General features: G+C 52.5%; 7 protein-coding genes and 1 CRISPR repeat array. All 7 genes read left to right on the top strand.

The features are described from left to right. Positions 1-9 precede the first annotated feature (9 nt). The 7 genes from CHH67_RS12995 (at position 10) to CHH67_RS12965 (ending at position 11335) form a co-directional block, all read left to right on the top strand. Positions 10-5007 carry an S-layer homology domain-containing protein gene (locus CHH67_RS12995; protein WP_095265619.1) on the top strand — a complete coding sequence of 1666 codons (4998 nt, stop codon included), beginning with the start codon at positions 10-12 and terminating at the stop codon, positions 5005-5007. A gap of 81 nt (positions 5008-5088) precedes the next feature. Next, entirely contained in the window at positions 5089-5604 is a 516-nt protein-coding gene (locus CHH67_RS12990; RefSeq protein ID WP_179292119.1) for a GNAT family N-acetyltransferase, read from the top strand. Between the two features lie 13 nt (positions 5605-5617). Continuing rightward, on the top strand, positions 5618-6118 hold the full coding sequence (locus CHH67_RS12985) for a phage tail protein (protein ID WP_095265617.1): 501 nt from the start codon (positions 5618-5620) through the stop codon (positions 6116-6118). A 19-nt stretch (positions 6119-6137) separates the two neighbouring features. Next, entirely contained in the window at positions 6138-6671 is a 534-nt protein-coding gene (locus CHH67_RS12980; RefSeq protein WP_230875854.1) for a phage tail protein, read from the top strand. A gap of 48 nt (positions 6672-6719) precedes the next feature. After that, positions 6720-7241: a phage tail protein gene (locus CHH67_RS12975; RefSeq protein ID WP_095265615.1), complete on the top strand. Its 522-nt coding sequence runs from the start codon at positions 6720-6722 to the stop codon at positions 7239-7241. 60 nt (positions 7242-7301) lie between these two features. Continuing rightward, on the top strand, positions 7302-9755 hold the full coding sequence (locus CHH67_RS12970; RefSeq protein ID WP_095265614.1) for a FecR domain-containing protein: 2454 nt from the start codon (positions 7302-7304) through the stop codon (positions 9753-9755). A 17-nt stretch (positions 9756-9772) separates the two neighbouring features. Further along, on the top strand, positions 9773-11335 hold the full coding sequence (locus tag CHH67_RS12965; RefSeq protein WP_179292118.1) for a stalk domain-containing protein: 1563 nt from the start codon (positions 9773-9775) through the stop codon (positions 11333-11335). A 467-nt stretch (positions 11336-11802) separates the two neighbouring features. Continuing rightward, positions 11803-12981: a CRISPR direct-repeat array (repeat unit 32 nt; unit sequence GTCGCACTCTATGTGAGTGCGTGGATTGAAAT). Positions 12982-13013: the final 32 nt, after the last annotated feature.

Here is a 13013-nt window from a genome sequence, read left to right as displayed (position 1 = left end):
GGTTAGAGTATGAGGCGATATATATCGGTTGCGCTAGTTTTTCTATTGACCTGTATGCTGGTATACCCGGCATATGAAAGGACAGCTGACGCCAACCCCAATAGGACGCAAAGCATCGTTGTCGCGCAAAGCAGGACGATCGAATACTGGGGTGTGAACCCAAACCCATCATTCTATGAGCCGGATATGGGAACGGTCCTAGGCAAATCGATCAATATCGCAGGGTACGAGTATGAGGGTGGGGACCCCATTGTTTCGCTAAGCGTGCTTCAATTCGATCTGAGCGGTATCGATGCTCGCAGAACGATTGAGAAGATCGAACTGAGGTTGACTCAGGAAAGTGCCAGCTCTCCGGTTAATAATCCTTATTTCGAGATTTATGGCTCGAACGAAAGCGGATGGAGCAGTCCGCCAACTATACCGAGCCAGGATGTAACCATTACTGGGCATTTCCCGGTTACAAGCCAGGCACGTGTTGTTTACGACTTTGATGTTTCAAGTTATGTGCAGGATCGTTTGCAGTCCGGAGGAGCTCCGGCCGCGACTTTTATGATCCGAGGGGCGGAAGGGCCTGAGCCGGGTTCAGCTCCAAGTCATGAAAGAAGAGTGTACTTTTATTCTAAACTAGATGGAACGCCGGAGAATCGCCCGCAATTAGTCATCACCTACGGTGTCAACGCGCCTCCTACGGGTTCGCTGTCCGTCGAAGGCAATGGGTATACCCATGCAGCGGAAGTGGATTTAAGATTGTCCGCTTCGGACCCGGAACAGGACCCGATTGAGATGAATGTATACAACGAGGGCCAGAACCTGGATCAATGGGAGCTATTCCAGGAGACGAAGCGCTGGAGTGTTCCGGGCGGAGATGGCGTGAAGAGGATCATGGTTCAGTACCGGGATAGCCACGGCGCATTATCGGGGATATATTCCGCAGAGGTCATTCTGGATACGACTAACCCGACGGGAGATGTGCGCATCACGCCGGGAAGGACGATCGGAGGAACCGATTATGTCGGTGCTTCCACGGTGAGCCTGGCTGTTACGGGAATTGATGACCATCTCGATCAGATGTGCTTCTCACATTCGGACACTACCTGTGCAAGCGGAGCATGGGTGCCATTCTCCAATACAGCCAGCTGGACATTCGATCCGGCGGATGGCGATCAGCAAGTGTACATGTGGCTGAAAGATAAAGCGGGCAATCTCAGTGATACAATCACCAGCAATACGGTGGTGGTCGATCGTACGGCGCCTACGGGAAGCGTCGTCATTAACGGGGGCGCGCGCTATACGAGCGACGTAGCCGTCACCTTAACGCTGTCGGCCGATGATGGCGCCGGGATCGGCGGGATTGAGATGCAGCTGTCTAATGATGGCCAGACCTGGAGCGCAGCGGAGCCATTCTCCTCTACGGCATCCTGGACACTGCCATCCGGCGATGGCGCCAAGACGGTGTATATGAAGCTGAAGGATCAGCTGGGTCATGAGCGCGTGATCAACAGCAGCATTGCGCTGGATCAGACAGCGCCTACCGGCAGCATCACAATTAACAGCGGGGGGACGCACACCAACGACCCGCAGGTATTGCTTACATTAACAGCCGATGATGGCGCTGGTATTGGCAATATGGAAATGCAGCTCTCAAACGATGCGAATACATGGGCAGCGAATGCGTGGGAGCCTTTCTCAGCGTCCAGGGTGTGGAGGCTTGCCGAGGATACGGATGGACCGAAGACCGTGTATCTCAAGCTGCGGGACGGCTTGCATAACGAGACCGACCTTAGCGCAAGCGTTGAGCTGGACCGCACCTTGCCGGTCGTCACGGGCATAACCGACGGGAGTCATTCCAACACGGATGTCACGATCACGTTTGACAAAGGAACCGCCGTGTTAAACGGTCGCGCCTTTGCAAGCGGCACCGTCGTACGGGACGAAGACAGCTACGAGCTGGTCGTTCGGGACGATGCAGGCAATGAAACAACGGTGCGTTTTGTCATCGACAAAACAGCGCCATGGGTAAGCGGAGTGGATGACGGGGGCTTGTACAATACCGATCGGGTCATTACGTATGACACGGCTGACGCGGCAGAAGCGACGTTGAATGGCCGGTCTTTCGCCAGCGGCGCGACGGTGAGTGATGAAGGCGATCACGAGTTGATCGTAACCGACCGTGCGGGCAATGAAACAAGACTGCACTTTGGGATCGACAAAACAGCCCCTTGGGTAAAGGGCGTAGAGGACGGTTACTATTACAACGCGGATAAGATCATTACGTATGACGAGGCCGATGCGGTCGAAGCGACCTTGAACGGGAGCCGGATCGCTAGCGGAACGGCAGTCAGCAGCGAAGGCAGTTATGAGCTGATTGTGAAGGATCAGGCGGGCAACGAAACGAGGTTGCAGTTCACGATCGACACTACAGCGCCATGGGTGCAAGGCGTCAGCGACGGCTTCTTATATAACGCGGATAAAGTGATTACGTATGACGTATCCGATGCCGTCGAGGCGTGGCTGGACGGGGCTGCATTCACAAGCGGATCGACGGTGAGCGGCGAAGGCAGCCATGAGCTGACAGTGACAGACCGTGCGGGCAATGGGACAACGATCCGGTTTACGATCGACAAAACAGCGCCGACAGCTGTTGTGACCCTAAATGATGGAGCAGCATATTCTGCGTTGTTGGCGGTGCCTGTTACCATTCAGGCGGAGGACACCGGAGGCTCCTCCAAGCTGTCTGTACGATTGAGCGACGACCTGGCTTCATGGGACAGTCCAGACAATGAATGGTCCGAATATCCGGTCGGAACTGGACCGGTTGAGATCGTGAAGCCATGGACGTTTCCGAACGATGGAAATCAGCAGAAGACGATCTATATTCAAATCAAGGATGAGGCAGGAAACGAGAATACACAGGTGATTTCGGACAGTCTCATCTACCAATCCGTGCCCGTGCCTTTGTCCAGCACCGTATCCGGCATGGAAGATACACCGCTGTCATTCAGCAGGGCGGATTTTGCACATCAGAATGAGGATCGGACCGAACCATACGTGATTCATATCCGTACGCTGCCGGATAACGGCGAGCTATGGTTCGATCATCAGCGTGTAACAGCAGGTGATCGCATTCTGTGGAGGGAGATCGAATCGAAAGGATTGGTATTCGAGCCGGACGCCGACTGGTACGGAGCAGCCGCTCTGACATGGACGGCAGGTAACGAGTACGAAGACGCCGGAACTTTCGCGACGATCAGCATCCAGGTCGATCCGGTCAATGACGCACCTGTAGCCGAGAAGATGAGCTTCAACACGGTCGCAGGCCGTGTCCTTGAAGGTCAACTGCGGGCGAAGGATGTGGATAATGATCAGGATGACCTGAGCTTTGAGATCGTGAAGCAGCCAGATCAAGGCGAGATCAGAAGCTTTGATTCGCAGACGGGCAGCTTTGAATATGTCTCTGACAGCGGGGAGCACGGTACAGTTACTTTTACATACCGGGCGTATGACGGTGAACTGTACTCTGAAGAGGCGACGGTAGAGATTCATATTGCTCCGTATGTGCCGGAGCCGAACCCAGGTCCAGGTCCAGGACCAGGTCCTGGACCGAATCCCGGGCCGAACCCAGGACCGAACCCAGGACCGAATCCCGGTCCAGGACCGAATCCAGGACCGAACCCAGGGCCAAACCCAGGGCCAAACCCGGGACCGAATCCCGGGCCTACACCGGCTCCTTCACCAGGACCATCGCCTAATCCTTCTCCTCCTCCCGGACAGCATGAGGAAGGGGTGCGGGTGCATGTCGAGGGCGTGGTGACAGAAGCAGTTCAGGCGCAGAACGTAGTGATCAACGGACAGCAAGTTACCCGGGTCACTTTCGAAGACCATCTTCCGCTGGAAGGGCTGGATAAGCTGGAGAATGCGTTGCGGTTGTTCCTTACGGGTCAGGCTGATACGCTGCAGACGGAGCTGCCGGAGACGCACTTTAATCAGTTAAGCAGCAACAAGCTGGATCTGGAGGTTGTCACCGCAGGAGCAGTGTATCGGTTGCCTGTTCAGTCTCTTGATCTGAACGAAGTGAAGAAGCTGCACGGGCTGCAAGAGCAGGAGGTCAAGCTGGTACTGAAAGTCGAGCAGGGCTCTGCAGAGGCGCAAAGAAGGGTACAGAATGCTGCTCGTCAGACAGGCGCGACTATTGTGAACCCTGTCCTGAACCTGCAGATGTACCTGGTTCACGATGAGCAGACATATTCGATCAACCGATTTTCCGGGCATGTTCCGGGGCTCATTTCTGTTCCTTACACGGGGGATGGTTCCGCTGTGGCGGTTCTCATTCTGGAGGATGGTTCTCTGCTGCCGCTCCCTACCAAGGTAATGGAGAATGGGGATGGACGCTATCTTCGTGTGACGAGCATGCGGCCTGGCAACATAGCCATTATTCAGACGGCTGGAGTGTCATTCCAGGATATGGATGGACACTGGGCACAGGAGGCAGTGGAGCGGCTGGCTTCGCAGCTCATTCTGAACGGGAGAGATGATAAACATTTTGCTCCGGACGATCCTGTGAATCGAGCGGAATACACGGCCATTCTGGCAAGAGGATTGGGGTTATGGACGGACCGTCAGGAAACCGTGTATGACGATGTGGCGGATAACGTATGGTATGCGTCTGCACTGCAGGCTGCGTCCGAGCTTGGACTGGTCCAGGGTTACGGGGACCATAAGTTTAAGCCCCGGCAGGACATCAGCCTGGCGGAGGCCAGCGTTATTCTCGCACGCGCCTTGTCTATTGCGGGAAGCGATGTTGCCTTGTCTGAACAGGAAGTGGAGCGCATACTGCAGGATTATTCCTATGCATCGGAGGTTAAGTCATGGTCTCGCAATGCACTGGCTCTGGGTCTGAAGCTGGGATGGATGGAAGGGGAGCCTTTTCAGATTCCGCCGGGTGAATCTCTGACCCGAGCTCACCTTGCAGTCATGTTTGACCGGCTTCGCATGACCATTGCCTGGTAAAGTCAGAGACAGAGTGTCGAACGTTTTTATGACAGCATGTCTTTAAGCTGTTCGACACTCTTTTTATGCAAGGAGGGCTATATGGAGACAACGATCCACAGATGGGTATCATTAAAGCCGGTTCATGCCAGGTTGGAGCAGGAAGACTTCTTCTATCTACTGTATGAGAAATCCAGGGAGCCGGAGATGGCGTTATGGAACTGGACGGAGCAGGAGAAGAAGACCTTTCTGAGAATGCAGTATGATTTTCAATGCCGCTCCTATCAGTGGCAATATCCGAATCTGGTAGGGAGAATGATCCACTATAGAGGCCAGCCGGTTGGCAAACTGGTAACGGTATGCGGTGACAGGGAACTGCGGTTGATCGATCTTATCATTCATCCGGATTTCCAAGGGCTCGGAATTGGGACGAGTGTCGTTGTCAAATTACAGCATGAAGCCAGGGTGAGAAGAATGCCGCTCGGCCTGAGTGTTCAATCACACAATATGAGGGCTTACAAGTGGTATGTGAAACTCGGTTTTGAGAAGGTATTAGAGCATGAAGCCTATATCAGCATGCACTGGGTACCGTCAATCCAGGTGAAATCCAAATCGTAATGGGGGGATACATATGGATCAATATATAGGAGAAATACGTATGTTTGCAGGGGATTTTGCTCCGGTGGGGTGGGAATTATGTGACGGGCGGCTTTTGCATATTCAAGATTACGAACTGCTTTTTTCGCTGCTGGGCACGACATACGGCGGGGATGGCCTGACGACTTTTGGATTGCCGGACCTAAGAGGGAGAGTGCCTATTCATTACGGGACTTCTAGTGCGGGCACCCACTATGCTTTAGGACAAAAAGGGGGCAGCGAAGTTGCGAGCTTAACGGTTAATCATTTGCCTCCACATACCCATATCGTGAATGCAGCCTCCACACCAGGAACAGAAGCAAGTCCAACCGGGCATGTGTGGGCCGCGGGTATCCCTCAATATGCTCAAGGTGAGGTTAGCGGGACGATGGTTCAAGGAGCGCTTGAGTCGGCTGGAGGAAACCAGCCTCACAATAATATGATGCCTACACTGGCTGTTCACTTTATGATTGCGACAGAGGGGATATATCCATAACTAGACTAGAAATGAGCGAATGGTTGAAATAACCACACAAGAGGAGGAAGAAATCATGGCGGAACCTTTTATTGGGGAGATCAGATTATTTGCTTTCGGTAAAGTGCCGAACGGCTGGCTTCCATGTAATGGACAGCTGTTACAGGTTCACCAATATCAAGCTTTGTATGCCCTTATAGGTCCTTCTTATGGAGGGAATGGGATGACCAACTTTGCTCTTCCTAATCTGCAAGGGAGAGTAGCCGTTCATGGCGGCCAGGGAGCTGTGGGGGTTACGGGCGGAGAAGAAGCTCATGCTCTGACTGTGGCTGAAATGCCGCAGCATCATCATGCGGTCAGGGCCTCTTCAAGCTGGGCGAATAACAGGCAGGCGGATGGGAGGATATGGGCTGCCAATGAAACGCAGCATCTATATGGATCCGCGAATAATACACAGATGAGTACTGAGGCGATTGCAAATGCAGGTCAAGGGCAGGCTCATTCCAATATGCAGCCTTATACCGCGCTAAATTATTGCATAGCCGTACAAGGTATATTTCCATCAAGAGACTAGGAAGCTGATGTTGTCACGACAGGGAGAGGAAAAGGAGGAAGAAGATACATGGATCCGTTTATTGGGGAGATTAGAATTTTTGCAGGGAGGTTTGAGCCCAAGGGATGGGCTTTCTGTAATGGACAATTGTTGTCTGTAGCTCAGCATCGCGCCCTGTACACTATCCTGGGTACACGATACGGTGGCGATGGTTTTAACACCTTCGCCTTGCCTAATCTGCAAGGAAGAGCAGCGATGCATGCGGGTGCCGGACCGGGGCTTACCCCGCGGATCTTGGGAGAGATGAGCGGGACCAGTACGGTTACTTTGCTTCCAGAGCAAATGCCTAGGCATGAGCATGCTGTTCAAGTCGCTGCATTGGGAAGCACGATCTCTCCTGAGGGGGCGGTGTGGGCATCCGTTCCACGGGGACAAACGGAGGCTTATGCGGATCCGGACGCCAATCTGGTATCTATGAGCCCGCAGGCGGTTTCTCCAAATGGAGGCAATGCCCCTCATGAGAATAGACAGCCTTTTGTTACGGTGAATTACATTATCGCGCTGCAAGGGATCCATCCTATAAGGCCATAAGCGAAGCAGTTCTTGTGAGGGGGTGGGGTGTTGAGATTCAGGATTAAGGAGGAGATAAAATTGAAAGCATTGAAGCAACTGGCGTTATCCGGATTGTCATTATTGATGATATTCACCATTATGCTAGGCCATTTCGCAGGAACAGCTTTCGGTGCCTCCGGCCACTACGCACTGGCTAAAGATGTTGTCGGGGCTGTGTATGTAAAGAAGGCCGGGGGCAGCAAAGAGATTCGCGTATATCAGGGAATGACCTTTCATGAAGGGGACCGGATTCGTGTTGAGGGTGGCGCGAGCCTGACGCTGAATGTTGCTGGGCGTGAGGATGAAATTACGCTTGGTGAGCATTGGAATGGAACGTTGTCCAAGTTAAGAGTAAGCGATGCTGGCGATATGGAAACCGCTATACATACATGGTCGGGATCTATGTTCAACAGCGTTCAGACGCTGGATCGAGAAGGAAGCTCCTATCAGGTGGAGACGCCAACATCGGACATGAACGTGCGGGGAACGAATTTCACCGTCTTCATTGATCCGATTACAGGGATTTCCAACGTAGCTGTTCTGTCGGGACGAGTTGCCGTCACGCCGCCTTCCCGGGCTCCTGGTAGTCCAATAACGCCCGATCTAGGCGGGATTGTCCTGTATCCTGCACAGCAGGTCGAACAAATGGCTAGTTCGCTTCCGGGTTATACCCCGGTGGACTTAGGTTTGTATATGAGTTCTGTTCCCAGCAAGGTGGTTGAGGAGATACTTGCCTCACTAAGCAAAATACAAGAAGAAAACAGACAAATGCTGGAGTCAATAACAGAGGGTGCGCAGAACCCTTCAGACGTGGGGAACGGGACCGACTTTGACCCGGATCTGGAACGATTTAGGGATAACCTTGATCGCCTGATTCAAGGGATCATTAATAATGCTCAGGATCTGGGGAAAGTATCCCAGCAGCAGATTGAAGATATTCTGAGAAATTCATCTTCTCTTTCTGACTTCGAAGTGTATAGGCCTGTTCCGCCTATTGATCCATCTGTGGGGCTGGATTCAGATCGCGTAGCGGAACGCCAGAGACAACTGGACGAAGTGAAGGCAAGGCAACAGGAGAAAGCCGCTGCTCAGGAGAGTCTGCGCGAACAGCAGATTGCGCAACAGCAGCAGATCCTTGAGCAAATCAAGCAGAAGCAGGAAGAAATCAACAGACGCAATCAGGAGGCCCAAGAACAAAAAGCGAAAGAGGCGCAGGAGAAATATTTGGCCACGTTAAGCGAGCAGCAAAGAGCCAGCCTGGAACAGAGAGTCCAGCAGGCTGAGCAGCAAAAGCGGCAGCAGGAAGAACGTGTGTCACGACAGACACCGACACCGCCAGTATCGCCGCCACCGGTAACGCCCGCACCGTCAGCACCTGCAGGACCGGGGAGCGGGGGCGCACCTGGCCAGGGCCCTTCCGTTCCGCCTCCACTTGCAACGTCCACAACGATGGATGTTGATACGTATGAGATTTATGCGGGTCAATCCTTCGTCGTGAGTGCCCATGCTGTGATTACGTCAACCAACATGCCGGTTCCAGATGGCACGAATATTGTTTTTCAGGACCGGAGTTCCAAACAGGTATTAGCCACGGCGACCACAATGAATGGCGAAGCTTCGGCTGTCATTACACCGGAGCAGAGCTTCACGCTAAATGTGGGTGCCCGTCAAATCGAAGCGGTAACAGCTGCGACATCGCGGACGCAGTCCAACACTTCATTCCCTGTTGCCATTACCGTCATGCAGGATGAAACCACCCTGGACATTTCGGCACCGCATCGAGTAGCGCTCGTTGGCGAGACGATCCCGTTTACCGTTCAAGTATCTCCGAAGCACGGTCAAGTCCCGGCTGTGGGGACGGTTACACTGTATGAGGGGGACAGGGAGCTTGAAGTCAAGGAGCTGAATGCGGACGGGAGCGTTGTCTTTCATGTGCTGATCGAGGAGCCGATCTCAGATTTCACACATAAGTATACGGCGGTTTTCGAAGGCACAGAGAAGCAAGCTGGAAGCGAGGGTGTCAAAGTAATCGAGGTGTCTTCGTTCCATGAACTGCCCGGCTATGCGTATTTCTTCATCGAGCAGGTCTCTCCTACACAATTCAATGCGGTCATCGCGCTTGACCGGTTCACCGGAGATTCCGAGTTTTACAGGGCTGAGCTCGAATTCGAATACGGCCGTGGCCTAAAGCCGCTGATCGGCGATAACGTACGCTACTATAATCCTCATAAGTTCGATCCGGCAACGGTAACAGAATCCGTGTACATCCATGAGGGGATGTATTACCAGGATGTGGACTTCATGGAGTATATATTCGAAGCAAGTCAAGGGGCTGCGTTCCATGCTGAGGACAGATTCGTCATCATCCCGTTCACCATTGTAGATCCGTCGGCCAGCACGATCCTTAACATCTTCCGCTTGAGCTTCTTCAAGCAGAACGGATACGGAATCGAGGTTATGCTGACGAACGAAGAGGACGAACTTAATCCATGATAAATAAGGAGTTCATTATGAAATTGATGAAGTCGATTAGTATGTGGGGGCTGACGACGGCTATGTTCCTGGGAATGGTTGTTCCTGCTCATGGAGCGATTTATTCGGAGGGCAGACCACTGATTGAAACGATGGATGTTGCAGGCAGCGGGGAGTACAACGAATGGAACGGGAATGCGGCGGAAGCCGCGTTCCGCCATCCCGGCGCGATTCTGGTGCTGGCAGACGGATCGTTATTGGTGTCCGATACAGAGAATCATCGGATTCGTGCGGTTCGGAACGGCCATACAGCCGTTTATGCCGGAACAGAGGTCTCCGTTCTGACCGGTGAAGACCGCCTTCCGATGGGCGCTTATGCTGATGGTGCGGCGGGGGTAAGCTACTTCTCAAGTCCTATGGGCCTCGCATCGGATGGGAAGGGCAATGTGTATGTTGCTGATCAGGGAAATCATGCTGTTCGAAAAATTTCGCCTGACGGCAACGTGACAACGATTGCGGGCAATGGTGTTCTGGGAGATGCGGACGGGAAGGGGAGCGAGGCCTCTTTTCACACGCCGTCCGACGTGGCGGTTGATGCCGCGGGCAATGTCTATGTTGCCGATACTCTGAACCATGCCATCCGTAAGGTTGACCCTGCCGGGAATGTCACGACACTCAATGCGTTATCAGAGCGGATCGTTGAAGTGTTCGACGGCGTTGTCGAAGCGACAGGAGATTATCGGGATGGCCCGCTTGCCGAGGCGCTGTTTAACGAGCCTTCTGGTCTGGCGCTCGACAGCAAGGGCAATCTGTATGTGAGTGATACGGGCAACCAACGCATTCGATACATCGATTTTCATACGGACACCGTGACTACCGTGGCAGGCGGCGGAGAGCTGCTGGCCGGACAAATGTACGTTTCAGGCGCATATCGCGACGGCGCGGCGGAAGAAGCAAGGTTCTTCAGTCCGTACGGTCTTGCAGTTGATGAAGGCGGAGGACTCTATATTGCAGACAGTCTGAACCACACCATCCGCTATTTAAAGGACGGGCTTGTAACCACCGCCGTTGGCAGCGCGGGGGAATACGGGAGTGCGAATGGATATGAAAAGCAGGCTGCATTATATAGGCCATCAGACATTGCGTTAGATCGGGATGGCAATCTCTATATTGCCGATACGTTGAACAATAAGATCCGCAAGGTATCGTTCTATGAGCTGCCAAGTGGCTGGGAGGCCGGCAGCGGGGATATTCGCGTGCTCCATAATCAGAAGGAGATTGTGTTTGACACGGCTCCGGAGATGCACAAGGGGCGAATCATGCTGCCGGTGCGCGCGATTGCCGAGGCGCTGGAGTATAGCCTGAAATTCGTGGATCAGGACACGGTAACCTTGTCCGGACCTCGTGGCGATGCTGTCACCTTGTCGGTCGGCTCCATCGAAGCTCACCTGACCCAGGATGATCAGACAGCGCTTCAGATGGACGTTGCGCCGTATATCAAGGATGGACGTATCTATGTCCCGGTCCGCTTTATCGCCGAGGGACTGGGTGCGACGGTGAACTGGCATGCGGATACAAAGACAGTGCTGCTGCGGGAGTAGCAGCACTGAAGTGGACCCTGGGCGGCCTTCGAACGAGACGTTCGGGGGCCGCTGTTTTGTATATAAATGATCCGCCTTGAAAATCACTGATGTAGCTGTCAGTGATTTTTCTATATGTTTGTAATAGAAGTCAATAAAGGAAATAGAGGGAGGGTCTTCTTGCAGATGCGATCTTTGTCCAGCTACCCCTGGGCTGGTAAGGGATTGCGAGATTAGCAGTGCCGGAGCGCAGTGAAGGGGTGCGGTGGGCTTGTGACGGACTTCCATGGAAACAGGAAGATCAAATAAAAGGGCCTTGAGTGCGAACCCCAAGCGCACATAAAATCTCTGGGAGGTTCGCACCTGGCGTCCTGCAAGGGTTTTCGGCGATTTGAGTGGAAAATATGCTCAATTTATAGTACTTTAAAAAGAGGTTCGCACTTTGGGCTTTCTGAAGCCTTGCTGCATAAGGCTGTATAAGGCGGGCTGTCGCACTCTATGTGAGTGCGTGGATTGAAATATTTACTATGGCTTTTGTTTTTACCTACATCAGACGTCGCACTCTATGTGAGTGCGTGGATTGAAATCAGGGGAGGAAACAACATGAACAACGCCATATATACAAAGTCGCACTCTATGTGAGTGCGTGGATTGAAATAAGGAAGAGCAATCGGGAACGGAGGTCCTCACATCCGTCGCACTCTATGTGAGTGCGTGGATTGAAATTTTCGCTCATATTATCAACCGTTTAACAACCGCGTCGCACTCTATGTGAGTGCGTGGATTGAAATTTTATTTCGCTAATCGCCGCTCGGCCAATATCTTGTCGCACTCTATGTGAGTGCGTGGATTGAAATGAAGCGATTTGAATCAAGACGTTCTCTACAGAAGAAGTCGCACTCTATGTGAGTGCGTGGATTGAAATCGGCTCAATGTCCTTCAAGCTGCCGACGTCGTCCAGTCGCACTCTATGTGAGTGCGTGGATTGAAATAACAACTTGGCGGCGCTACGATCGGCGGGGCAATGGTCGCACTCTATGTGAGTGCGTGGATTGAAATTTGAATGATGGGGAAAGGGCAACAACCAAGAAGTTCCAGTCGCACTCTATGTGAGTGCGTGGATTGAAATGGGTCCTTTACGTCCTGCCCGAGATGTTTATGAGATCGTCGCACTCTATGTGAGTGCGTGGATTGAAATCCTTGCCGTGTTTAACCGTCAGGGAATCCTACCATCGTCGCACTCTATGTGAGTGCGTGGATTGAAATATGAACACCAGTAACACTCCAAACCATAAGGATCCCGTCGCACTCTATGTGAGTGCGTGGATTGAAATACCCGTTTTGCCTTTGAAGAAAATGAAGAACATATGTCGCACTCTATGTGAGTGCGTGGATTGAAATACCACTTTACAGCTCTATTATAGAGCGAAAAATTGTCGCACTCTATGTGAGTGCGTGGATTGAAATCAGGCATCACAAACAACGGTTTATACAAAATCGGTCGCACTCTATGTGAGTGCGTGGATTGAAATATTGCGGGGTAAGCCATATGTCCTGCATATGGCTGTGTCGCACTCTATGTGAGTGCGTGGATTGAAATAATGATTGATAAATACAAGTAAATAGAGCATAAAGGTCGCACTCTATGTGAGTGCGTGGATTGAAATTGAAACGCCTATATGATCATAAGGCTAATAAT

This window comes from Paenibacillus campinasensis, from assembly GCF_002272015.1.
Classification (GTDB): Bacteria; Bacillota; Bacilli; order Paenibacillales; family Paenibacillaceae; genus Paenibacillus_AQ; species Paenibacillus_AQ campinasensis.
Note: the sequence above shows the minus strand (reverse complement) of the source record. Positions and strands in the feature narration are given on the sequence as shown.